Source organism: Deltaproteobacteria bacterium, from assembly GCA_016178705.1.
Classification (GTDB): Bacteria; Desulfobacterota; Binatia; order HRBIN30; family JACQVA1; genus JACOST01.
Window position 1 is genome coordinate 139,388 of the sequence record JACOST010000031.1, and the last position, 22,544, is coordinate 161,931.

Annotated in this window: 21 protein-coding genes; 11 read left to right on the forward strand and 10 right to left on the reverse strand. The window is 64.5% G+C overall.

All coding sequences use genetic code 11. The annotated features are described in order from the left end of the window. From trmB to HYR72_23785, 4 genes are read right to left on the reverse strand one after another with little or no spacing between them, the layout of a single operon-like run. Complete coding sequence (trmB, locus tag HYR72_23770; GenBank protein MBI1818009.1) at positions 1–552, reverse strand: tRNA (guanosine(46)-N7)-methyltransferase TrmB; 552 nt, start codon at positions 550–552, stop codon at positions 1–3. Then, positions 542–1,282, reverse strand: coding sequence for an SDR family oxidoreductase (locus HYR72_23775; GenBank protein ID MBI1818010.1), 741 nt, complete (start codon positions 1,280–1,282; stop codon positions 542–544). The genes trmB and HYR72_23775 overlap by 11 nt, the downstream gene beginning before the upstream one ends. 54 nt (positions 1,283–1,336) lie before the next feature. Then, complete coding sequence (locus tag HYR72_23780) at positions 1,337–1,942, reverse strand: hypothetical protein (protein MBI1818011.1); 606 nt, start codon at positions 1,940–1,942, stop codon at positions 1,337–1,339. A gap of 6 nt (positions 1,943–1,948) precedes the next feature. Continuing rightward, a complete protein-coding gene (locus HYR72_23785; protein MBI1818012.1) occupies positions 1,949–3,121 on the reverse strand; it encodes an NADP-dependent malic enzyme in 1,173 nt (390 codons plus the stop codon). A gap of 724 nt (positions 3,122–3,845) precedes the next feature. On the opposite strand from HYR72_23785, the gene HYR72_23790 reads away from it, so the two are divergent. Both HYR72_23790 and HYR72_23795 read left to right on the forward strand, forming a co-directional pair. Further along, positions 3,846–4,502, forward strand: a complete 657-nt coding sequence (locus tag HYR72_23790) for a hypothetical protein (GenBank protein MBI1818013.1) — start codon at positions 3,846–3,848, stop codon at positions 4,500–4,502. A 187-nt stretch (positions 4,503–4,689) separates the two neighbouring features. Beyond that, positions 4,690–4,929 carry a hypothetical protein gene (locus tag HYR72_23795; protein MBI1818014.1) on the forward strand — a complete coding sequence of 80 codons (240 nt, stop codon included), beginning with the start codon at positions 4,690–4,692 and terminating at the stop codon, positions 4,927–4,929. A 78-nt stretch (positions 4,930–5,007) separates the two neighbouring features. Here HYR72_23795 and HYR72_23800 read toward each other — a convergent pair whose 3' ends face one another. Further along, complete coding sequence (locus HYR72_23800) at positions 5,008–6,234, reverse strand: thiolase domain-containing protein (protein ID MBI1818015.1); 1,227 nt, start codon at positions 6,232–6,234, stop codon at positions 5,008–5,010. A gap of 182 nt (positions 6,235–6,416) precedes the next feature. Here HYR72_23800 and HYR72_23805 point away from each other — a divergent pair, with 182 nt between their 5' ends. Further along, a complete protein-coding gene (locus HYR72_23805) occupies positions 6,417–6,650 on the forward strand; it encodes a ribbon-helix-helix protein, CopG family (GenBank protein MBI1818016.1) in 234 nt (77 codons plus the stop codon). Next, positions 6,647–7,060, forward strand: coding sequence for a PIN domain-containing protein (locus HYR72_23810; GenBank protein MBI1818017.1), 414 nt, complete (start codon positions 6,647–6,649; stop codon positions 7,058–7,060). Before HYR72_23805 ends, HYR72_23810 begins: the two co-directional genes overlap by 4 nt. A gap of 7 nt (positions 7,061–7,067) precedes the next feature. Here HYR72_23810 and HYR72_23815 read toward each other — a convergent pair whose 3' ends face one another. The 3 genes from HYR72_23815 to HYR72_23825 form a co-directional block, all read right to left on the reverse strand. Further along, positions 7,068–8,375, reverse strand: coding sequence for a 3-hydroxyacyl-CoA dehydrogenase family protein (locus HYR72_23815; GenBank protein MBI1818018.1), 1,308 nt, complete (start codon positions 8,373–8,375; stop codon positions 7,068–7,070). Positions 8,376–8,702: 327 nt separating this feature from the next. Continuing rightward, the gene (locus tag HYR72_23820) at positions 8,703–9,143 is read right to left on the reverse strand and encodes a PaaI family thioesterase (GenBank protein MBI1818019.1); all 441 of its coding nucleotides are present in this window, start codon (positions 9,141–9,143) and stop codon (positions 8,703–8,705) included. Between the two features lie 6 nt (positions 9,144–9,149). Next, complete coding sequence (locus HYR72_23825; GenBank protein MBI1818020.1) at positions 9,150–10,145, reverse strand: hypothetical protein; 996 nt, start codon at positions 10,143–10,145, stop codon at positions 9,150–9,152. Positions 10,146–10,265: 120 nt separating this feature from the next. On the opposite strand from HYR72_23825, the gene HYR72_23830 reads away from it, so the two are divergent. Both HYR72_23830 and HYR72_23835 read left to right on the forward strand, forming a co-directional pair. Continuing rightward, positions 10,266–11,504 carry an MBL fold metallo-hydrolase gene (locus tag HYR72_23830; GenBank protein MBI1818021.1) on the forward strand — a complete coding sequence of 413 codons (1,239 nt, stop codon included), beginning with the start codon at positions 10,266–10,268 and terminating at the stop codon, positions 11,502–11,504. Next, positions 11,504–12,760: a metallophosphoesterase gene (locus HYR72_23835; GenBank protein ID MBI1818022.1), complete on the forward strand. Its 1,257-nt coding sequence runs from the start codon at positions 11,504–11,506 to the stop codon at positions 12,758–12,760. The genes HYR72_23830 and HYR72_23835 overlap by 1 nt, the downstream gene beginning before the upstream one ends. Here HYR72_23835 and HYR72_23840 read toward each other — a convergent pair. Both HYR72_23840 and HYR72_23845 read right to left on the reverse strand, forming a co-directional pair. Further along, positions 12,712–13,617, reverse strand: coding sequence for a hypothetical protein (locus HYR72_23840; GenBank protein ID MBI1818023.1), 906 nt, complete (start codon positions 13,615–13,617; stop codon positions 12,712–12,714). The two genes, HYR72_23835 and HYR72_23840, sit on opposite strands and share 49 nt — an antisense overlap. A 120-nt stretch (positions 13,618–13,737) precedes the next feature. Continuing rightward, complete coding sequence (locus tag HYR72_23845) at positions 13,738–17,022, reverse strand: AAA family ATPase (GenBank protein ID MBI1818024.1); 3,285 nt, start codon at positions 17,020–17,022, stop codon at positions 13,738–13,740. A 219-nt stretch (positions 17,023–17,241) separates the two neighbouring features. Here HYR72_23845 and HYR72_23850 point away from each other — a divergent pair, with 219 nt between their 5' ends. The 5 genes from HYR72_23850 to folP all read left to right on the forward strand — a co-directional run bounded on the left by HYR72_23850 (position 17,242) and on the right by folP (position 22,426). After that, positions 17,242–18,441 carry an acyl-CoA dehydrogenase family protein gene (locus HYR72_23850; GenBank protein MBI1818025.1) on the forward strand — a complete coding sequence of 400 codons (1,200 nt, stop codon included), beginning with the start codon at positions 17,242–17,244 and terminating at the stop codon, positions 18,439–18,441. Between the two features lie 278 nt (positions 18,442–18,719). After that, entirely contained in the window at positions 18,720–19,157 is a 438-nt protein-coding gene (locus HYR72_23855) for a response regulator (protein ID MBI1818026.1), read from the forward strand. Positions 19,158–19,175: 18 nt separating this feature from the next. Further along, a complete protein-coding gene (locus tag HYR72_23860; protein ID MBI1818027.1) occupies positions 19,176–20,276 on the forward strand; it encodes a HAMP domain-containing histidine kinase in 1,101 nt (366 codons plus the stop codon). 126 nt (positions 20,277–20,402) lie between these two features. Next, on the forward strand, positions 20,403–21,596 hold the full coding sequence (locus tag HYR72_23865; protein ID MBI1818028.1) for a CoA transferase: 1,194 nt from the start codon (positions 20,403–20,405) through the stop codon (positions 21,594–21,596). Next, positions 21,596–22,426 carry a dihydropteroate synthase gene (gene folP / locus HYR72_23870; GenBank protein ID MBI1818029.1) on the forward strand — a complete coding sequence of 277 codons (831 nt, stop codon included), beginning with the start codon at positions 21,596–21,598 and terminating at the stop codon, positions 22,424–22,426. Before HYR72_23865 ends, folP begins: the two co-directional genes overlap by 1 nt. The last annotated feature ends 118 nt before the right edge of the window (positions 22,427–22,544 follow it).

Genomic DNA, 22,544 nt, shown 5'->3' on the forward strand with positions numbered 1-22,544 from the left:
CTACGCCATCGCCTTGCGAAACACCGCAGCGTGCGTCGTTGCGCCGCGCACCAATGCCTTCTGTTCGAAACGGGTGACGATCGCGTGCGGTCGTGGTGCCTCGTCGGGCTGGAGTCGCTCGCCCAACAAACCGACGATCTCCTGGAAGTAGCGCTCAACATCGGTGGCGACGTACACGCGTCCGCCGGGCGCGAGGCTGCGTCCGAGTGCTGCGACGAAGGACGGCGTGAACAAGCGGCGCTTGTAGTGTTTCCGCTTCCACCACGGATCGGGAAAGTAGATGTGATAGGCCGCGACCGAGTTGTCGGGAACGAGCTGCTCGACGACGCATCCTGCGTCCGCATGGAGTACGCGCACGTTCACCAGGGCGCGCTGCCCACTGTCACGCGTCAGCCTGGCGGCTCGGGTAGCGGAGTGTTCGATGGCGAGGAAGTTGTGCGCAGGCACTGCGGTGGCGGCAGCGAACAGAAATGCGCCGCGGCCGGCGCCGATCTCGATCTCGACGGGCGCCGAGCATCCGAAGATCACCGTCCAGAACTGGTCAGGCTTCACGGCGATACAGGAGGCGGCCGCCGTCGACCGGGAGCACCACGCCGGTGATGTAGTCGGATCGCGCGAGGAACAGCACCGCGTCGGCGATGTCCTGCGCCGTGCCCGCGCGCCGCAACAGGGTGCGGTCGATCTCGCGCTGCCGCAGCGCCGGATCGAAGCCATCCGGAAACAACACCGGGCCGGGCGCAATCGCATTCACGCGCACCTGCGGCGCCAGCTCCCGGGCGAGATCACGGACCAACGCAACGACGCAGCTCTTGGCGATGGAGTAGGGGATATAGTCCACCCAGGGGCGGATGGCGGCGACATCGGCGAATGCGACGATGGCACCGCGGCGCTCGCGCAAATGTGGCGCCGCTCGCTGCGCGCAGTAAAAAAGTGTGTCGAGGTTGCTCCGCATCATATCGTCCCAGTCGTCGCTGGTTACATCAGCCATGGGCGTGCGCCGGAATACTCCCGCGTTGGCAACCAGCAGATCAAGACGACCGAACGTCGCGATAGCGAAGTCGATCAACGCGTGGGCGCGGTCACGCTCTCGAACGTCGGCACGAAACGCTTCCGCGCGTACGCCCAAGGCTTGCGCTTCACGGACGGTATCGGCCGCTGCTTCCGGGGACTGATGGTGGTTGACGACGACGTGACACCCCGAGCGGGCGAGAGCAACCACCGTCGCCCGCCCTAGGCGTCGGGCGCCACCAGTTACGACGGCGATCGCGTCACGTAGTTCCATGTGGGGTTGTCGCGTAAACAACGCGGGGCGACACCGGACGCCGACCAAAGCCGGTCACTCGTCGGGTGAGCCGGAATCTTCTGCTGGCGGAGCTTCCGCGGCGTCCAGCGGCGCTGGCTCCGTGTCATCAACGACCGCGTTGTCGCTCGGCGGATCGCCGGTGGCTTCATCCGCTGGCGCATCACCGAGGTCCGCCTCACCGGCATCGGCTTGGGCCACGCTCGACCCTTCGAGTTGTGGCGAATCCTGCTGCACGGGCTCAATCGCGAGCAACTGTTCGCGCAGCGAGCGGAGATCGTGCAGGGGCTCGGCGATGCGTTCGCCGAGCTCGGCATCGCGGTCCATCTTCACCGCGCCGACGGTGGCGTCATCGACGCTGATGGTCGCGAACGTGCCCCCACTGCCGCTGACCGGGCCGGCGCTGATATCGGAAACCGATCCGCTCAGCATGCTGCCGACGCTGGCATCGCGTACGGAGCCGGAGTGCATGGAGCCCGCGCTCGCTTCGTGAAGCGACAGGGTGTGGTTATGAACGCTCGTACTCACGTCGGAGAGGGCGCCGCTGCCTTGACCGATGGGGTCGCTGCCCCCGTCCATCACTTGCGCCGCCGCGATACGAGCGGCCAAGCTGAGTACGAGCGTGAAAGCCAATCGTTGCATACGAGACTAACGCCGGCAGACGCCGGTGCGGCGCGCGGCATCCGCGACCGCCGTGCCGACCTGATAGGCGACCTTCTTGTCGAGCGGATCGGGCAACACGCGCTCGGGCGTGGGTTCGATGACGTAACTCGCGAGCGCGTGCGCGGCCGCCAGCTTCATGTCCTCATTGACCGCCGTCGCGCACGCGTCGAGGGCGCCGCGAAAGACGCCGGGGAAGGCGAGAACGTTGTTAATCTGGTTTGGGAAGTCGCTGCGGCCAGTGCCGACGACCACGGCGCCGCCGGCGCGAGCGGCATCGGGCAGGATCTCCGGCGTCGGGTTGGCCATCGCGAAGATGATGGGATGCGGGTGCATCGTGCGCACCATCTCGGGCGTGACTATATTCGCTTGCGACAAGCCAATGAAGACGTGCGCTCCGCGCAATGCGTCGCTGAGACCACCGGCGAGACCGCGGCGATTGGTGTGCGCGGCCATCTCGCGCTTGTGCGGGTTGAGATCCGTGCGGCCCGCGTGCACGATGCCTTTCGAGTCGCACAGGATGATGTCGCCGGGCTCCTGGCCGCAGTGCTGGATCAAGCGCGCACAAGCGATCGCCGAGGCGCCACTGCCGCTGAAGACGATGGTGCAGTCACTCAACTTGCGATTGGTGACCTTCAACGCGTTGAGCAGCGCGGCGAGCACGACGATCGCGGTGCCGTGCTGATCGTCATGGAACACGGGAATGCCGAGATCCTGCAGCCGCGCTTCGACATCGAAGCAGCGCGGTGCCGAGATGTCCTCCAAGTTGATGCCACCGAATACCGGCGCAATCGCGCGTACGACGCGCACGATTTCGTCGACGTCCTGCGTGTCGAGGCAAATCGGGAAGGCGTCGACGTTGGCGAACTCTTTGAACAGCACCGCTTTGCCTTCCATCACCGGCAACGCGGCCGCAGCGCCGAGGTTGCCGATGCCGAGAATGGCCGAGCCGTCGGAGACCACGGCGACGGTGTTGCGCTTGATCGTGAGGTCGAAGACCTTTGCCGGATCCTTGGCGATCTCAAGGCAGACCTGCGCCACGCCGGGGGTGTACGCCAGGCTCAAGTCCTTACGCGTCTTGAGCTCAACCTTGCTCTTCACCTCCAACTTGCCGTGGATCTGGGCGTGCAGCGCCACCGACTCGCGAGCGAGATCTTCCATAGGGGCGTGTACTGTGGCCGGTTGCCAGCGAAGTTGCAAGCTGGTGCGGCTCGGCCAATGAAGGGCCACGGCAAAGTCGTCCGCGGAGGGCTTTGCGGGCTGACTTCCTCTGAGAGACAGCCCGTGGCTCCGGTCCCGGGCCGTCATGCCCGCAATCGTCCAGCGGGCGCCTTGATCCAGATCTGTGACATCGGTCGGCGAATCTGGGAGGGCGAGTCTTCTGGCGAGCCGCCGGCGCGGCGATGGTGCGGCGGCTCGGCGGGAGCCTCGCCCTCCCAAGACCTCATTCTCAATGACGTTAAGAAGGGCACAGGGAACCTTGGCAAACCGCGCAACTGGATCCGGGGTGGCTTGACGATGTCGTGCGCGCGAAACGGTCGCAGCGCTTGCCGGTCGTGCTCACGCGGTCGGAGGTTGAGGTGTTGCTGGCAGCGCTTGACGGGGTTTCTTGGATCATGGCAATGATCCTCTATGGATCGGGGCTCCGGTTGATGGAGTGCCGATGGATTGTGCGCAACGCCAGCAGGTCGGCGTTAGCCAGCAGCCTAGGTCGCATAGCAGGCTTCACCGGCCGCGCGAGGAAGCGAGTTCCAACATGCCAACGTTCCGGAACATTCGCAGCGACGAATCCACCGATCGTGCTCGGCGATACGAAGTGACGCTCGCTTGGGTTGCCGAGGGTTTTCGGACGCCGAATTCATGTTCGGCATAGATCATCAATCTCATGAATCGGCTGGTTACCGCGTGCTCGCTCATTCTTTTGCTGGTCATCTTCCTGCTGGCCTGGAAGCTGAAGGAGGCAATGAACGAGATCCGAACGGCAAATGCGTCGGTGAGTTCACTCCGATCGGTCAACGCGGAGCTGTCGACGGCAAAGCAGGCCCTTGAAGCCGAACTACTGCGCCTCAAGTCGCCGCCTGAGCGAGTGCTCGAAGGAGAAGTGTTCATCGTCACCAGAGGCCGAGAGAACTACAAGCTCGGGTTGGTAGAGATCGGCGTACTCGAAATGGATTCTCTCCATGAGCTCTTGACGGCAAAGCGGGCTGTGGCGTCGTCTGAGGTCGCGCGTCTTGAACCGTTCCTTCAACGTGCGAAAGCAGACAGGGATGCAAAGGATAGCGCAGAACGCGCAGCCTTCGAGGCGTCGCTCAAGGCAATCGCATCGGGGAATTTCGAGGCGGCTTCGGCGGCCCACGACAAGGCCCGGAAGGTGGCATCGGCTGCGGGCAATCACTATTCCAAGCTCACCGCAGAGAGGAAATACTACTTCTCGGGTACGGCAAACGTCCCAGCTCTTGAGAGCGAGACCGAGTATCGCCCCTGTGAGTCTGTCTTTGCTGACGCAACAAAACAGAAGAATACTTTTGGCTCGTCAAGCTGACGGTGGACGAGAAGAGCAGCAAGCAGACTCTTACCCTGTCGAACGACGACCGTGGAGGGAAGGGAAGTCATCGGAACTTTGTCCACCCAAGAGTTGCCAAACCTGTGGTCATGTCCGGCAATCTGGGAGATGATGCCAAGCGCTACCAAGTTCGGGCGGTGCAGCTCGCGATAGAGGAGTCCAACAAATGAAAGAGAGCGCTCGCTACGTCAAGATTGTTGAGTGGTCGGAAGAGGACCACTGCTACGTGGGTAGTTCACCGGGCTTGGTCTACGGAGGATGCCACGGCGCCAACGAACGAGACGTGTTCGACGAGCTGTGCAAGATCGTGGAGGACGCGATCACCCTCTACAAGACGGACGGCAAACCGCTCCCTCCGCCGACCGCCGGGCGTGACTTCGCGAACAAGATGCAACACGTCGCATAACCCGGCGATGGACCCGACCGGCTTGAACTGGGCTGCTCGCCGCGGAGTGTCCTGCGCCGCCGGGTCATCGCCAAGGCGTTAGCCGACGACGAACGCGACGCTGGTGGTACCGCTCCCGCCGATGTTCAAGGTAGCGATCTTCTTGGCGCCTTCGACCTGGTAGTCGCCGCACTGACCGGTGATCTGCCGGTACGCGTCGAGCACCTGGCGCGTGCCGGTGGCGCCGACCGGATGACCACAGCCGATCAGGCCACCGCTCGGATTGATCGGCAACTTGCCGCCCATCTCGATGGTGCCGTCTTCAATCGCCTTCCACGACTCGCCCGGCTTGGTCAGACCGAAATGATCGATGGCCATGTACTCCGAGGTCGTGAAGCAGTCGTGCGTCTCGATCGCATCGACGTCCCAGCACTGCGCGACGCCCGCGCGCTTGAAGGCGTCGAGAATCGTCTGACGAGTATGCGGCAGGACGTACGGATTGTTCTTGCTCTCGGCGACTTTCGCGGTGAATTCGATCGGAGCGGTGTGATGACCCCACCCCAGCAGGCGCGGAATGGAGCCCAGCGCAATGCCTCGACGCTTGGCGTACACCGTCGCGTACTGCTCGGAGGCGAGGAATAAACTCACCGCGCCGTCGGTGACCTGTGAGCAGTCGGACACCTTGATGCGGCCGCCAATGATGCTGTTGAACTTGTCCTGCGAGCGCGCGTGGTCTTCGGTCATGTACCAGTTGCGCGTCTGCGCCAGCGGGTTGCGCTTGGCGTTGGAGTAGTTCACCGCCGAGATGTGGGCGAGGTGCTCGTCCTTCAACCCGAAGCGCTTGTCGTACTCGTCGCCAAGCTTGCCGAAGAGTTTCGGAAACGGAAACTCGATGCCCTTGGCTTCGCGTTCGTACCACGCAGCGGTACCGAGGAAGTCGCCACCCTTGGCGGGGTCAACGGTCTTCATCTGCTCGACGCCGACAACCATGGCGAGATCGTAGCGCCCCGCTTCGATCTCCGCCGAGGCAGCGAGAATCGCGATACTGCCCGACGCGCATGCGGCTTCGTGGCGCGCCGTGGGCAGACCGGAGAACTCCGGATCGATGTCGACGAGGAAGGCGCCAAGGTGCCCCTGCATCGCGTAGAGTTCGGCGGCGAAGTTGCCAACGTGGCCGACTTCGACCTCATTCGCCTCGATGGCCGTGTCTTCCAGACCACCGAGTACCGCCTCGCGCATTAGGGCGACGATGTGCTTGCTCTCCTTGTTCCAATTGCGGGCGAAGTCGGTCTGATATCCGCCGAGCACATAGATGGGCGTTGCCATCGCATCCTCCGTTGGTGGGCGATTCAACCCGCCCGACGATTGGCAACCTACCATCGTGGTTCCGCCTCGCGCAAGATGGGTGCGCGACGGCGGGTGCACGCCGTGGTCGCCTCGCAGTGCCGGGCTCCGTGCCCGCAGCGATCCCTTGCAATCCGCCGGATCATACCATATATGGCAACCATATGAATGAGACGCAAAAGACCACGATCTATCTCGATAGCGCGGACTATCAGCGACTCAAGGCGATGGCGCGGCGGCAGGGGCGCAAGCCCGCCGAGCTCGTGCGCGAAGCCGTCGCCGCGTATGCCCGGCGGGGCACTCGCGTGCCGCGCAGCCTCGGTGCCGGCCGCAGCGGCAAAGGCAATCTCAGCGAGCGCGCCGAGGTTCTGCTGAAGGGAATGGGCCGCGCCCGATGATCGTGGCCGATACGGGTGCGATCATTGCGTTGCTGGATGGCGATGACCATCACCATGAGGTGATGCGTGCGCTATTCGAGGAACAACCCGCTCGTTGGCTGCTGCCTTGGGCGATCCTACCCGAGGTCGACTACCTCGCCCATACGCACTTGGGCCAACGCGTCGCGGAGGCGTTTCTCGCAGACGTCGCGGGTGGTTCGTTCGTGATGGAGTGGGGAAACGACGCCGACATCGATCGCGCCTACGAGCTGAATAAGCGATATCGCGCGCTCCAGTTGGGACTCGTTGATGGGATCGTGATGGCGATCGCAGAGCGACGACATGCAGAGGCAATCGCGACGCTCGATCTGCGCCACTTCAGTGCAGTGTCGCTACGCGGCAAATTAAAGCTGCTTCCGCGCGATCTCTAATCCGCGTCTACGCCGCGAAGAATCGACCGACGTTGATGTTCGGCTCGCGGAACAAGCGTGCGCCGGCCTTCGCTTGCGTGAGGACGGTTGGGACGCTGAGGCCACAGCGCTCTATCGCTTTGATCGTCTCCTTCACGCCGATGACATCGGCGAGTACGGTGGGCGGCGCCCAGTTGAAACCGAATCCCATGATGCGGTCGACGTCGCGCGGCTGGTCGACGACCTCGGTGGCCCCGACGCGGTTGAGCGCATAGCTCACGTAGCCAAAGACGACCTTGCGGGCGATGTCGGCCTCAGCGCCCTCGGCTGTGAGGAAATGCTTGAACGCGTCGACGTAACAGCCGATGCGGTGAAGCTCGCGCATCTTCTCGACGAACGCGAGCGGCTTCACTTTGACGTCGGTGGGATCCTTGTAGCCGCCACTGCTCGGGTCGAGCACCAGATTGATGGTCTTGCCACCCTCTTTGGTGCGGCGGTAGAAGCCGCCGCGCTCCGGCGTCTTGTTGCCGAGATGTCCTTCGTCGATCAACTCGGCCATGTAGGTGGGCAGCGCGAACGCGTCGTGCCCTTCGTCGTTGGTCAGCGCATGGACGTTGTCGACGATCGCCTTGTGGACGTCCCAACCGACCAAGTCGACAGTCGCGAGCGGTGGCATCGCTCGACCGGTGTATGGACCAATCAGGTAATCCACGAAAGCAACGCCGTGCTTGGCGGCGAGCTGCGCGACTTCGTTCAGCACCTTGAAGCCAACGCGATTGCCGGCAAACGCCGGCATGTCGCGGCAAACCGTGACGACGCGTCCGAAGCGCCTCTCCAACATCTCAACGACGGCAGGGACGAGCGCGGGATCAGTGCCGGTGTGTGGAATGACTTCGGTGCCGACGATCACGTTGGGTGGATTGAATAGATGGATGCCGAGGAAATGCTGCTTGAAGCTATCGCTGCGCGGCGCTGCCATCGCGGCGATCGAGAGACCGGAAGAAACCGTGGCGACAATCGAGTCCGGACGGCGATGCTTGTCGACCCGCTCGAAGAAGCCCTTCTTCAATTCGATGTCCTCAGCAAGGGCTTCGAAGATCAGGTCGGCCTTGCTGACCGCTTCGTCGAAGTCCCCATCGTAAGTGCCGACCGACATGCGATCGGCGATGCGGACCGACTTGGCCATGTTCTGCGCACCGATGAGCCCCTCGCGGGCGCGCTCGGTGGCGCGCGCGAGCAACACGACGTCGCACCCGCCAGCGGCAAAGGTTTCGGCGCTGCCCGCGCCCATAGTGCCGTTGGCACCGAGAATCACCACACGTTTGATGTCAATCATTGCTGCGTGTCAGTCCTTAAACTGAGGACGGGTGTCGGCTGAAAGCTCGATGCTCGTCAGCGCGCGAGCCGTTCTCCTGATTTGTGCCCCTTGCGGAACCCGGCGCAGTAAGTGGCACTATTTGGCGAACGGAGTCAACTGACGGGCGGGTAGTGGGTCACTTAGAATTCCATCGACGCTTCGTGACCGTCATCCTGAGCATCGCCATCTGGCGCGAAGGATCTTCTTCGTAGCGACGGAAGATTCTTCGCCGCGAAAGTGCGATGGCTCAGAACGACACCGTGCGACTGCAGGGAACAAATCAAACTGACCACTACCGACGGGCGCTCAATCGGCGCGCATGACCGTCCACGTGCTCGTCACCGTGGCGACTAGTTCGCCCCTCGCGTCGCGGATCTGTGTTTCCAGAAAGGCGAGGCGCCGGCCCTTCTGCACGACGCGCCCTTCAGCGCGGAGTAGCCCTGGCTTGGCGGCGCGCAAAAAGGAAATCTTCAACTCGGCGGTGGTGGCCAGTTCGCCGTCATCGAGCACCGAGCCGATGGCGGACGACATCGCTGCATCGGCGACGATCGACAGACAGCCGCCGCGCACCAAACCGAACGGATTGATCAGCCGCGACTCCGTCACGTCCCATTCCCATCGACTCACGCCGGGCGCACACTCGATAGCGCGCAGAGCGGGTTCGCCGCTGAGCTGGCGCGTGACTTCAGCGACGTCGTTGTCGCGAATGGCGCGATTGAGCGCGGTGAGCGGAGCGAGGTCGGCCATGCCGTCTCATTGCGCGGCGGGGTTGGACCTGTCAACCGGCACGGCAGCGCGCCGCACTGGATAGAATAGATCGAGCAGCGGTTCGGCGCGCAGCGCCAGCCGTAGGAGGCGGCGGTTGCGCTGCGCTCGTCGCAGGGCGCCGTCGGGAAGTGCGGAGGACGCCCTGTCCCAGTCCATGCGCCGCAATGGATCGAGCAGGTTGTGCCACACACAACCTTCGAGCGAGAAGATGTAGACGTCGCCAGCACCGGCCGCGGCCAACAAGTCGGCTTCGAGGCGGTCCCAACTCAACAGGCGACCGGATTGCGAATCGTCGTGCGCGTTGACACCGCCGCCGGTGACTCCGAGCGCGATCGCGGGTGCTTCGGAGAAATAGGCGCGTGCGCCCGCAGCCCCGAGATAACTTGCGTACAGCATGTGCACTTCGATGTCGGCGGGAATATCTACGAGTCCAAAGGTACGGCGCAGCAACGTCGACCCGACGCGCCGCTCATCGAGCAAGTGGGGCAGGTGGTAGGTCTCGACCGAGCGCCCATCGCGTCGGATCTGCTCGACCAGTTGCACATAGGCGCGCTCGGCGTCGGCGACTTGACTCGCAGTGCGACGCCGTCTCAGCAGCGTGAGCGCCCCACGCAAACCGCGCCGCATCATCAGTTCGGCATCGCTGCGCGGAAACTCGATGTCGAGCCCGATGCGATGCAGACGCAGTCCTTCGCGCGCGGCCCAGGCGATCGTGTCTTCGTAGCGGCGACGCGCGACTGCGGGATTGTCGGCGTTGAGCCAGTAGCCGTCGGCAACATCAAGCAGCAGCCACGCGGTCACCGGCACCTGGCGTGCTTCGAGCGCTCGCACAATCGCGGCGCGTTCGCTGGCAAGGTCCAACAGACCCATCGACAGTGCGTGTCCACCCTGGGCGAGAAAGTTCGCCGCGCGGCCATCGCGAAACAATTCGGCCAAGCGATCGGATGTCAGCTCGGTGAAGAAGGTAAGGTGCGGCGTCATGGCGGATACGTGTAGCGAGGATAGCGCAGGCCTGCCAGCCCCGGCCTTGTGTCGCGCACGGCGATGAGGGTATGCGAAGACTTGTCACGGTGACAGGTGTCTCGGGACAAGGAGCGCACGATGGCGGATGAATGGCCGACGATGGATGGGCTGTACTACAGCAGCGACAACCCCGAAGCGGTGGCTGATCGTGTGCACTTGATCACTGGCTTTGGAAACTCGACCTGTATCGAGACCGACGATGGGCTGGTGATCGTCGACGCCTGCGTGCGGGCGATGGGGCGCAAACTGCTGACGGAGATTCGCAGCATCAGCGACCAGCCGATCCGCTACGTGATCTACACTCACGGCCATTTCGATCACGCGTTCGGCGTGTGGGCGCTGCTCGACGAAGCGAAGCAACGCGGCTGGCCGCGGCCGATCATTGTCGCGCACGAGAAGGTGCCGCAGCGGTTCGATCGCTATCGCGAGCTCGCCGGCCAACACGACCACATCAATCGTATTCAGTTTGCGTTGCCATCGAAAACGAAGGTGTCGGAGGAGGGAACATTCTTCTATCCCGACGTGACCTATGCGGAGCGCATGTTGCTGCGTGTCGGCGAGCTGACCCTCGAACTGCGCCACGGCATGGGCGAGACCGACGACGCCACCTGGGTGTGGATTCCCGAGCGCCGGGCAGTGTGCACCGGCGATCTGTTCATCTGGTCGTGTCCGAACATCGGCAATCCGTTCAAGGTGCAACGCTACGAGATCGAATGGGCCGCGGCGCTCGAAGCCATCGCGGCGGTCAATCCAGAAGGCCTCGCGCCCGGCCACGGTCCCGCGATCACTGGCGCGGCGCGCGTGCGCGAAGCCTGTCTCGAAACGGCGCGGGCGCTGCGTTGGCTGCACGACGAAGTCGTGCGCCGGCTGAACGAAGGACAGTGGGCGGAGCAAATCGTCGCCGAGGTCAACGCGCTGCCGCCGGATCTCGCATCGAAGGCGTATCTCCGGCCGATCTACGGCTGCCCGACGTTCATCGTGCACGGCATTCTGCGCCGCTACGGCGGCTGGTTCGACGGCAACGCCGCCAACTTGTTTCCCTCACGCACCGCAGCGATTGCGCGCGAGGTGCTCAATCTCGCCGACGGCGGCCGTCTGCTCGAACGTGCCCGCGCTTTGCGTGCAACCGATGTACAACTCGCGTTGCATCTCGTCGATCTAGTTATCGACGGCGGCGATCACGCTCGGCGGAGCGACGCGCTGCAACTCAAGAGCGAGTTGCTCAACGCCCGCGCTGACGTCGAACCGAGCTTCATCGCGCGCAACATCTTCCGCAACGGCGCCGCGCGAGCGGCGGACGAGGCGCAACGTTCATAATGAATGCACCATTCGCCCACAGACATCATCCGTTTCCCCGAGTAGCCCGCGAAGCGGGCGTATCGAGGGGCTCTCTCGTTGCGCTGCTGATCGCCGCGTTCGTCAGCGCATCCGGCTGCACGTTCATCGCCTACCCCGGTTCCACCATTCGCGGCTGCGCCCGCGATGGCGGTGATCGTCAATTCGTCGCAGAACCCGAGGCCGTATCGATTGTCGCGCTCGGTGACTTCGGCAGTGCGGACGAAGGACGAGGCGCTGCGGTCGGCGCCGCGCTGAAGGCGTTCCTCGGCGCGCAATCGCTCACTCCGGCTGCCGCGGTGTTGCTCGGCGATAATTTCTACAATGCCGGGCTGATTGGCGGAACGCGTTGCCCATGGTGGGGAAGCGCGGGCGATCCGGCGGCCATCACGCAGCAGCTCGATGCCGTCATCGCGCCGTTCGAGTTCCTGCGGCAGCAGACCACCACGTATGTCGTGCCGGGCAATCACGATCACGGATGTCCGCGACTCAAGTCGCTGGAGAACGAGGCGGACATCGACCAATGGTTGCCGCCCGCGCGCGCGTGGGGCGACCGCTGGCAGTTCCGTTCCGGATTGCCAACGGAGGCAATCGTCGGTGACCTGGTGCAGATCGTCTTCATCGATAGTGAACAGATGATCGAGGATGGCGATGTTCTGAACGCGTCGCTCGATCGCCTGCGCGAGTTGCTAGCGCACGGGTCGTATCGTTGGCGGCTCGTTGCGGGGCACCATCCGCTCTACACCAACGGCCCGCACGATGGCGCGGGGTGGACCGGCGCCATGTTGAAGGCGCTGTACTATCCCCTCCACCTGCTCGTCTTCCCGCCGTTCGTGTACGGCAACGAAGGCGCGTACGAGTGGAGGTATCGTCGCTATCGTGATCGCCTGGAGCAGCTCTTCGCCGAGCGTCGCATCGACGTATTCCTCGCCGGGCACGAACACGCGCTGGAACTACTCGCAGCCAATGGGGCAGGGCAGCCGCTGACGGTGGTATCCGGGTCCGCCGCGAAGTGTTCACCGCTCATGCGGCGATCGAATACGATCTTCTCGGCATCACAGAATGGCTTTGCGCTGTTGACCGCGACGCGACAGCGACTTGAGGTCGAGTTCGTCGGCACGACGGCGTGCGACGATGGCAAGGTGTGTCCGCAGCCGGCGCAGTTGGGAGCGTGGCATCGCCTGTTTGGCTATGGCTTGCCGCCGGCGGCCAGCCCGATCTCGGCGCCAAGCAATTGAAGGATGCCCGGACGCGCCAGCGCCGGGAGAATCACTTCGACGCAACGGTCGGCGAGCCACGCGCTGTGCGCTTCGATCTGCAGGAGTTCTCCGACTCGTTTGTGCCTGATGGATTCGTAGAGATCGTCCCACGTGGCGAGTGCGACTTCTCGCAGCAACGCGCCGACGTTTGGATTGCCGAGAGCCTTGTGGACGAACGCCTCGGTCTTGCGCCGCTGGGTGGGCATAGCGGTCGCCGCGAAGTGGCGCAACGGTTCGTTGAGCAGTTGTCGGATGATCGTGCGGGCGAAGTCGAGCACGAGGCGTTGATTCTGTTTGTTGACGGCAAAGGCCGTCGCTTGCTTCTGCAGCATCGGCATGAAGAGCCGGATGAAGCCCTTGATCTGTTCTTCGAGTACGCGAGCGGTGAGGGCACCGAACAGCGGATTCGCCTTTTCGTAGAAGTTGACAATCGCGCTGTAGATGACGTCGGTAAGCAGGCGGCGGACGAACTCCTGCTGCATCATCTTGGCGATCAGGTCCTCCGCGCTCGGCGGCAACTCGGCAAGCTCACTAAGCAGTTGGTCGATGTCGGCGACCATTTCGGCATCGAGCAAGTCGAGCAGTGACTCATTCTGTCGTGCGAGGCGCCGACCGGCGCGGCGCGTGTTCTCGATCAGCAGATCCGCAACGAACTCACGATTGACCATCCGGGTGTCCCAGTCCGCGATGATCGCGCGCACTAATTTGCCGTCGAGTACGTCTTCGATACGTTCGCCGGCCAGCGATCGCAGTTCGTCCGCAACGGCAGTCGTCAGCGTTCGCTTGAAAGCTTTGCTGCGAATCCGCTTGGGCCAGTAGCCGCCGGTACCGGTCATGTTTGGAGATGCTTTACCGCGGATTACGCGGATTGCACGGATTCTCGGAGGAGAAGAGAGTAACTGGGTTGAGCTCTTGGCATCCGAATCCGTGTAATCCGCGTAGTCAGCGGTAGAGCTTCATAGTCTTTCATTGAGCCGATCGAAGCGCACGAGCTCGCGCGCCATGCCGAGCTGCTCGGCCTCGGCGCGGCCGGCGGCGATGAGCTCGCGGGCGCGGGCGGCGTCGCCAGGACGAGATGGATCGTTGCGGTCGAGGAGCATCGCGGCCCAGGCGCGGCGCGTGCGGACGACGTAGGGGCGCGCGCCGAAACGCTCGTTCATCTCGAGCGCGTCTGTGAAGTGGCGCTCGGCATCGTCCCAGCGGCCGAGGCAGGCGGCGAGCATGCCGCAGAACTGTCCGTAGGATCCTTGGCTGTTCAGGTTGACGGCGAACGCCTCCGCCTGTTTGGCGATGGGACGCATCCGCTCGTAGACCACCGCCGCGGCGGACGAGTCCTGGAGATCGCTGACTACCTGGCTTAGAGCCACCGCGATAGCCGACCATTGCTGGTCGGGCGGATAGTCGAATCCGCCGGCACGGAGAGCGTCCACCTGGGCACGCGCCTCTTCCATCTGATCGGTCTCGCAGTAGGCCCGCGCCAAAACCGCTCGCCACGCCGGCATGTGCGGCTGGGCGTCGGAATTTCCGCGCAGGATGTCGACGAGCTCGGCGAGGCGGCCCTGGTTACTACGCAGGAGGTAGACCTGAGCGCCGAACGCGTTCGCCGCATCGGCCACGCCGGCGGCCATGCCCAGCTCGAAGGCCGCGAATACTTCTGCCTCGGCGTCGGGCGCGCCGCGCATCACGGCGAGCATCGCCCGTCCCTGCCTGGCCTGCTGCATATAGAAAGGTTGCCGCAGCTCGCCAGCAAGCCGCTCCGACTCGACGAAGGACTGCTCGGCGCCGACGATGTCTCCCGACTCGAGCAGGGCGCCACCGCGATGGTACGCGGCCTGCCAGGCGAGCTCGCTGCTCCCGACCCGCGCGGCGAGCGCCGCCAGCTCGGCCGTGAGGTCCAGTCGCTCGGCAAGCGTGAACGGGTCGTAGATGGCATGGAGCCGGAGACTGAGCACCTGCCCGAGGCCGGGCAAGTCGCCGAGCCGCCGCGCGATTGCGACCGCCTCGCGCGAGAGCGCGTGGCGCCGCTCGCGTTGGCCGGTGTAGGAGAGCTCCGCCGCCAGCTGGCCCAACACCCGCGCGCGCAGGGGGCTGTCCGCTTCGCCGAGCGCGGCACTCGCCTCCTCGTAGAGGGTCTGCAAGCCTTCGTCGAAGACAGCGGTGTTGGCCACCGTCCCGCCCAGGCGCGCGTGCCCGAGGACCGCGAGCGCGAGGCGCTCGCCGTCGCCGAGCGCGCGCGCCACGTCGACGGCCTTGGCGACCGTCTCGCGATAGCTCGGGTTCCCGGCCCGCCGCTGCACGTCGCCGAGGGCGAGCAGGAGGTCGCAGCGCAGCTCTTCACCGGCTCGGTCGTGCGGCACGAGCACCGACAGCGCGCGCTCGTAGTGCGCCGCGGCCTCTTCGAAGGCGAGGTTCGCTAGCGCCCGATCGCCCGCTTGCCGCGCATAGCCGATCGCCTTGGCCATGTCCGCGACCTGCGTCGCCGCCAACCAGTGGTGCGCTAGTTCGTCGATGCGCGTTTCCGGCGTCGATCCCGTCAGCTCTTCGAGTCCCTCGCCCACCTTGCGGTGCAAGCGCGCGCGCCGAGCCGCGCTCAACTCTTCGTAGAGCGTGGTGCGAATCAGCGCGTGGCTGAAGCTGAATTGATCGGCGCTCCCCGGCACCTCGGCCACCAGCGCCGCACGCGTCGCCTCGTCGAGTGCGTCGAGAACGGCATCTTCGGGTTGCTCGGCGATGCGCGTCAGCAAGGCGAGATCGAAGTGGCGGCCGATCACCGCCGCCAGGCTCAGCACCTTGTTCGTCGCTTCCGACAGTCGACTGAGGCGCCGGCCGATCACTTCCTTCACGCCCTCGGGAATGCCGAGCCCGGCGACGCTTCCTTTGTACGTCCAGCGCTCGCCCTCCTGGAAGATCGCGCCGGACTCGCTCATGTTGCGCAGGATCTCGCCGATGAAGAACGGGCTGCCCTCGGCCTCCTCATGAATGGCGTGCGCCAGCAGCAGCCCCGCTTGCGTCAGCCCGTGTCCGGCCGCGGCGGTCATCAGCGCCACTACCGCCCGCTCGTCGAGACCGTGCAGGGCGATACGCTCCACACCGGCCTCGCGCCGCAGATCGGCGAGCACGGCGGTCAGCGGATGCGCCCGCGTCAGATCGCTGTCGCGGTAGGTGACGACGATCAGCAGGCGCAGCGGCATGGCCGAGCGCAGCACGTGCTTGAGCAGTACCAGCTCGGGTGTCCTCGACCATTGCAGATCGTCGAGGATGAGCACGATCGGCGCGTCTTGCGAGGCGGCAGAGAGCAATCCGGTCACCGCTTCGAAGAGCAGGTAGCGTTCAGTCTCCGCCTCAGCGACCTGCGGCGGCGGTAGATCGGCGACGCGTTTGCCGAGCTCTGGGATGAGTCGCGTCAGCTCGCCCTTGTGCTCGCGCACGTAGGCGGACAGCACCGCTTCCGGTGCATGTGCGACGTAGTGCCGCAACGCCTCGACGAAAGGTTGATACGGCGGGTTGGTGTCCTCGTCGCAGGTGCCGAGCAGCACCGTGGCGCCGTCGGCGTGCGCGGCGAGCGCGGCTTCGCTGGCGAGACGCGTCTTGCCGATGCCAGGCTCGCCGGCGAGAAGGACGATCTGACGCTGGCCGCTCTTCGCGACCTGGTAGGCACCTGCAATCACGGCGAGCTCTGCCTCGCGACCGACCATGGCGACTGTCTGCGCCATCGCCAGACGCGGCGGCAGCGGCAGCCCCACCGCTTCCAGCGGTTCCCACTTCACCTCATATGCAGCGACCGGCTCGGGCAGTCCCTTGAGCGTCAGCTCGCCGATCGAGGTGAACGAGTGACCGTGTCCGCGCGCCATCAAGCGCACAACTTCGGAGACGAGGATCTGGCCCGCACTTGCCGCGGCGCACAAGCGTGACGCCTCTACCACCGGTGCGCCGAACAGATCGTTATTGTCCCGCGTCGCTTCACCGGAGGACAGGCCGATGCGGATCTGCACCGCGCCGTTGGTGGCCTGCTGCATGCCGACGGCGCCGGCGACCGCGTCGGCGGCGCTGGCGAACGCCAGCATCAAGCCATCGCCGGTGGTCTTCACCTCCGTGCCGCCGTGCTTCGCCACCGCCGCGCGCAAGGCGGTGAAGTGCTCGTGGCGCAGCGCCTCGTAGGCGTCGTGCCCGAGCCGGCTCGCCAGCTCGGTGGAGCCGACGAGGTCGGTGAAGACGACGGTGACGGTTTCAGTGCGGGCCATGAGCGGAGTCTCTACAACGGATTAAACAGATTGAACAGATTTGCGGAAGACGAGATCGAGTGTTTGTTTGCCGAATCCGTTTAATCCGTTCAATCCGTTGTAAACCTCCTCATCCCTTCCGCAGCCGAAACGCCAGTCGAGGAGCGACTTCCTTTCTGCGTGCGATCGGGTTACATCGGTGGCCGCATCGCGCCACTCTCGAAAGGAACGGAGGAACACATGGATTTCTCACTGAGCCCCAAAGTCGAAGATCTGCGCCATCGGCTCATCGCCTTCATGGACGAGCATGTGTACGCGGCCGAGAAGGTTGCGTCCGAGCAAGTGCATGCCTCCGGCGACCAACACCTCGAACCACCGATCATGAAGGAGTTGAAGAAGAAGGCGCGCGCGCAAGGACTGTGGAACTTGTTTCTGCCCGACAAAGAGTACGGCGCCGGGCTGAACAACCAGGAGTACGGCGTGCTCTGCGAGGTCATGGGGCGCAGCCAAATCGCGTCGCGTATCTTCAACTGCAACGCGCCCGACACTGGCAACATGGAGATCCTCGCCGAGTTTGGTTCGTCGGAGCAGAAGAAACGCTGGCTGCAGCCGTTGCTCGATGGCGAGATCCGCAGTTGCTTCTCGATGACCGAGCCGGAGACCGCCGGTTCCGATCCGACGTTGCTGCGTACGCGCGCGGTGCGCGACGGCGATCAGTACGTCATCAACGGGCACAAGTGGTTTACCTCGGGCGCCTACGGCGCGGCATTTGCCATAGCCATGGTAGTGACCGATCCCGATGCGCCGCCACATCGGCGGGCTTCGCAGATCATCGTCCCGACCGATACGCCGGGGTTCAACTTGGTGCGGCCGGTTCCGGTGATGGGTCACACCGGTGGCGGCGGTCACGCGGAGGTGTTGTACGAGAACTGCCGCGTTCCGCTGACCAATGTGTTGGGCGGAGAGGGCATGGGCTTCGCCATCGCCCAGGCGCGGCTCGGTCCCGGCCGCATCCATCACTGCATGCGTTGCATCGGCGCCGCCGAGCGCGCCTTCGAGCTGATGTGCAAGCGCGCCAACACGCGTTACACCCACGGCAGCTTGCTGGCGGAGAAGGGAATCATTCAGACCTGGATCGCCGACTCGCGTATCGAGATCGACTCGGCGCGCCTGATGGTGCTCAATGCCGCGTGGAAGATGGACACCATTGGCAAGAAGGAGGCTCGGCAAGAGATCGCCATGATCAAAGTCGTGGTGCCGAACATGATGCTGACCGTGCTCGACCGCGCCATTCAAGTCCACGGTGCGATGGGCGTCTCCGACGACACGCCGATCGCCCGCATGTGGCGCGACGGCCGCTCGATGCGCATCGCTGACGGACCGGATGAAGTGCACAAGATGACGATCGCCCGCCGCGAGTTGCGCAAATGGGCGTCGTGAGGGTTGCGAGGGCTAGGGGCAACCATTAGCCGGTGATCAAACCGGCAACCACTGGGTCCGGGCTGGTCGGTCATGTTCTTGTGCATTTGGACGTAGACAAGAGCGATCGCGCCGCTCGATAGCTCCGACACGCTCGTTCCGAGTGCCGTAACGCGGCACTGCGCGTCACGCGACTGCCGTGTTGCGCCCAGCCGTTCCACTGCCTGCGCCGAACCACTTGGTGGAGCTTGCGGCATGTCGCTTGCTCTTTCGTTGCGCACAGGAAGTGGAGCGTGACGGTGGTAGAGAAGCGGTCGGTCAAGATAATTCTCGCCGAAGATGACGATGGCCATGCGCGACTGATGGAGCGCAACCTGCGCCGCGGCGGCATCGCCAACGCCATCCAGCGCGCTCACGACGGTGCCGAGCTGCTGGAACTCTTGCGCGTGGCAAGCGGCGACGCGCCGGACATGATCTTCCTCGACGTCAACATGCCGCGGCTCGACGGCTTCGAAGTGCTGGCGCAGCTCAAAGCCGATCCTCGGTGGCGGAATATTCCGGTGGTCATGGTGACCTCGACAGACAGCCAGCGCGAAATCAACCGCGCCTACGAGCTCGGTGCAAGCAGCTACGTGGTCAAACCGGTTGGGGTTGAGGCGTTCATCGACCGCGTGCGCCAACTGGGGCTGTTTCTCGAGGTAGTCGAGCTGCCCGACAAGCCCCGCGCCACGCACTAGACAAGGCCAGGCGACGCAATGGCCGAAACCATCCTGTATCTCGGTGCTGACGACATCGCTGCGGCCGCGTGTGCGCAGGCGCTGCCGGAAGCCAACACCGCGGTGCTGCGCGCGCGCCGGGCATCCGAAGCGCTGGCAATCTGTCGTTTGAGCCAAGTGTCGGTGGCGGTCTGTGATATCGAGGTTGGCGATAAGACCGCGCTCGACGTCGTGCAGCAACTGACTGACGCTGGCGTCAGTGTCGTCGCCTACACCGCCGATGCGCGGATGGCCAAAGCTGCACAACGAGGGGGAGCCTGGGGGGTCGTCCGCCGGCAGGGAGCGGATGCGGCAGACGAGATCGCGTTAGTGCTGCGACGAGCAGTGGAGTACCACCGGCTGCAGCGTGAGCACGCCAGCGCTCGCCGAACGCTCGCCAACCTGACGCAGCGCTGCGAATTGCCGGCGGCACTGCTGTCGGATGACCTCGTGGCGGCCATCGGGCATGACATCACCAATCCCTTGTCGGCTCTGTTAGGGTACGCCGAGATTCTCAACGAGCCGGAGCTTCGCAAGGGCGACGGCGACGAGATCGCCCGGCGCGTCGGGTCGTTGGCGCAGACCACGCTGGATCTCGTGGCCGGCCTACTCGACGCTCTGCGCGCGCAATCTGGAAGCCTTGTACTGATGCGCGCACCAGTGGACTTCAATCTCCTGGTGAGTGCGGCGGTGAGTGCGGTCGAGCCACACGCGCGGCAAAGCGATCGCCGTCTGGTATTCCGGCCCGCTGCGTTGCTGCCGACTGTTCTGGTGGACCGACCGCGGATGACTCGGTTGCTGGACAATCTTCTCGTCGCCGCGGTCGATGGGACACCGACAGGAGGCTTGATCGACATCGCCACCGAGGCGGAGGGCTTGCGCGTTGCGCTGCGCGTGCGGGTCGAAGCGCCACGGCGGCAGGGCGCCCAGAAATCCGAAACGGCGCCGCAGCTACGCGGGGTGTTTCGACGTGGACGCACCGCGCTCGCGCGCGCTCTCGTCGAGGCTCAGGGCGGCGACTTGGTTGTGGACGACACCGGCGGCAGCCGGTTGTGCATGCGCTTGCCGCTCGCCGCCGGGCGTCTGGCGGCGGCGCAATAGCACTGGTGGCCCCCTGGGCAACTCTACTCCGCGCTACACTTCGCTTTCCTCGCTCCCTTGGTCCTTTTGACCGACGTTGCCATCGACGCCGCGGCTGCGGTATCGTCCGCGCGCGCGGAGGTCGGCATGGCAGCACTCACCCGTTTGCGAATTCTGGATCTGACCCAGTTCGAAGCCGGCACGGCCTGCACCGAGTTGCTGGGATTTCTCGGCGCGCAGGTAGTGAAGATCGAGCCGCCGCGCGGCGAGCCGGGGCGCCACGCGTTTGGAGTCAAGCCGGGCAAGGACTCGCTCTATTTCGTCGTCCTCAATGCCAACAAGCGCAGTGTTACCCTCAACCTGCAATCGGAAGAAGGCCGCGCGTTGTTTCTACGCCTCGTGCCGCAATTCGATGTGCTCGTCGAGAACTTCGCCTACGGTGTGATGGAGCGGTTAGGACTCGGCTACGCAACGCTGAGCCAACTTCACCCGGGTCTGATCTACGCGACCATCAAAGGGTTCGGAACCTACGGCCCGTATCACGAGTACAAGTGCTTCGACACCATTGCGCAGGCCGCCGGCGGGGCGCTGAGTGTGACGGGATTTCCCGACTCGCCGCCGTGCTCGCCCGGACCCACGCTCGGTGACACCGGCACCGGCGTGCATGCCGCGGTCGGGATTCTCGCCGCCTACATTCAACGGCAGCAGACCGGCCGGGGCCAGCGGGTCGAAGTCGCGATGCAGGATGCGGTAGTGAATTTCATGCGCGTGCGAATGCTCGGCCAGTACATTGCGAACATGGCCGTGCCGCGCTTGGGCAACACGGTGGCGCAGATGGTGCCGATCGATCTGTACCCATGCGATCCCGGTGGCGCGAACGACTTTGTCTACATCTTCCTCACCACGTTGGAGATGTGGAATGCCCTGCTGCGCACCATCGACCGTAGCGATCTCATCGGCGACCCGCGTTACACCGAGCTGGCGGCGCGCAATCAGCACCGTGATGAAGTGTTCGCGATGATCTCCGAGTGGACGCGCGCGCGCTCGAAGTGGGATGCGATGCACGCGCTGGCTGGCAGCGGCGTGCCGTGCAGCGCGGTCTTCGACACCAACGACGTAGTGAATGATCCGCATTTGCAGGAGCGCGGCATGATCGTCGACGTGGACCATCCTCAGCATGGGACGGTGCGCATGCCGGGCTGTCCGGTGCAGCTGTCCGAGTCGCCGCGCGAGATTCGTCCCGCACCGCTGTTGGGAGATGCGACCGCAGAAGTCCTGCACGACCTGCTCGGCATGTCCGCGGGCGATGTTCAGCAGCTTCGGTCGCGTCAGGTGGTGTGATGGGCGTCGCCACCCTAGCTGGCGTTCCGGTCGGTGACGGGCAGCCTGTACGCCTGGTCGGCGTCATCAACGTCAGCCCAGAGTCGTTCTACGGTGGTTCGGTCGTAACCGATGCGAGAGCGCTCATCGAGAAGGCTCGCGTGATGGTGAGCGAAGGCGCGGACATTCTTGACGTCGGCGCCATGTCGACGGCGCCATATCTGCGAACGCAGATCAGCGAAGCCGAGGAAGTCGCGCGCATGACAGCTGCGATGCGCGCGCTGGCGAGTGCCGTTGATGTTCCATTGTCGGCCGACACGCAGCGCGCCACAGTTGCGGCGGCGGCGTTCGATGCCGGGGCAACGATTCTCAACGACGTGAGTGGACTCAGCGCGGATGCCGAGATGACCAGCGTTGCACGACGCGCGCAGGGACTGATTCTGATGGCGCCCGGCAATCGCGCCACGCGACAGCCTCCGTTGCAAATGATCCAGCATCAGTTTCGTGAGATCCTCGCCCGTGCCGAGCGCGCCGGGATTCCGATCGAGCAGATCGTGCTCGATCCAGGAATCGGATTTCACCGCGGCAGTGCGTTGTCGTGGGACGACATCGACCGCGAGATCATCAACGGGCTGAATCAACTGCGGGTGTTCGGGCGGCCGCTGTTGGTCGGCATTTCGCGCAAGTCGATTATCGGCAAGTGGACCGACAAATCCGTCGCTGCCGATCGGCTGTTCGGTTCGCTCAGTGCGACCGCGATCGCGGTATACAACGGCGCGGCGTTGATCCGGACGCACGACGTCGCGGCGACCCGTGACGCCGTGCGCGTGGCGGAACGCCTGCGGAGTTGAGTCGGAAGAAGTCTCGGCCTCCCGCAACCACTTCCGAAACCTGAAGAGGCTGACGCAGAGCAGCAGAGACGGAGGCCTCGAAGCGTCATTCAAAGAGTGGGATGGTAGGCGCTTGGAT

Coding starts and splice junctions, on each gene's coding strand:
- HYR72_23775 (MBI1818010.1), bottom strand. CDS start 1,282: ATGGAACTACGTGACGCGATCGCCGTCGTAACTGGTGGCGCCCGACGC.
- HYR72_23780 (MBI1818011.1), bottom strand. CDS start 1,942: ATGCAACGATTGGCTTTCACGCTCGTACTCAGCTTGGCCGCTCGTATC.
- HYR72_23785 (MBI1818012.1), bottom strand. CDS start 3,121: ATGGAAGATCTCGCTCGCGAGTCGGTGGCGCTGCACGCCCAGATCCAC.
- HYR72_23790 (MBI1818013.1), top strand. CDS start 3,846: ATGAATCGGCTGGTTACCGCGTGCTCGCTCATTCTTTTGCTGGTCATC.
- HYR72_23795 (MBI1818014.1), top strand. CDS start 4,690: ATGAAAGAGAGCGCTCGCTACGTCAAGATTGTTGAGTGGTCGGAAGAG.
- HYR72_23800 (MBI1818015.1), bottom strand. CDS start 6,234: ATGGCAACGCCCATCTATGTGCTCGGCGGATATCAGACCGACTTCGCC.
- HYR72_23805 (MBI1818016.1), top strand. CDS start 6,417: ATGAATGAGACGCAAAAGACCACGATCTATCTCGATAGCGCGGACTAT.
- HYR72_23810 (MBI1818017.1), top strand. CDS start 6,647: ATGATCGTGGCCGATACGGGTGCGATCATTGCGTTGCTGGATGGCGAT.
- HYR72_23815 (MBI1818018.1), bottom strand. CDS start 8,375: ATGATTGACATCAAACGTGTGGTGATTCTCGGTGCCAACGGCACTATG.
- HYR72_23820 (MBI1818019.1), bottom strand. CDS start 9,143: ATGGCCGACCTCGCTCCGCTCACCGCGCTCAATCGCGCCATTCGCGAC.
- HYR72_23825 (MBI1818020.1), bottom strand. CDS start 10,145: ATGACGCCGCACCTTACCTTCTTCACCGAGCTGACATCCGATCGCTTG.
- HYR72_23830 (MBI1818021.1), top strand. CDS start 10,266: ATGGCGGATGAATGGCCGACGATGGATGGGCTGTACTACAGCAGCGAC.
- HYR72_23835 (MBI1818022.1), top strand. CDS start 11,504: ATGAATGCACCATTCGCCCACAGACATCATCCGTTTCCCCGAGTAGCC.
- HYR72_23840 (MBI1818023.1), bottom strand. CDS start 13,617: ATGACCGGTACCGGCGGCTACTGGCCCAAGCGGATTCGCAGCAAAGCT.
- HYR72_23845 (MBI1818024.1), bottom strand. CDS start 17,022: ATGGCCCGCACTGAAACCGTCACCGTCGTCTTCACCGACCTCGTCGGC.
- HYR72_23850 (MBI1818025.1), top strand. CDS start 17,242: ATGGATTTCTCACTGAGCCCCAAAGTCGAAGATCTGCGCCATCGGCTC.
- HYR72_23860 (MBI1818027.1), top strand. CDS start 19,176: ATGGCCGAAACCATCCTGTATCTCGGTGCTGACGACATCGCTGCGGCC.
- HYR72_23865 (MBI1818028.1), top strand. CDS start 20,403: ATGGCAGCACTCACCCGTTTGCGAATTCTGGATCTGACCCAGTTCGAA.
- folP (MBI1818029.1), top strand. CDS start 21,596: ATGGGCGTCGCCACCCTAGCTGGCGTTCCGGTCGGTGACGGGCAGCCT.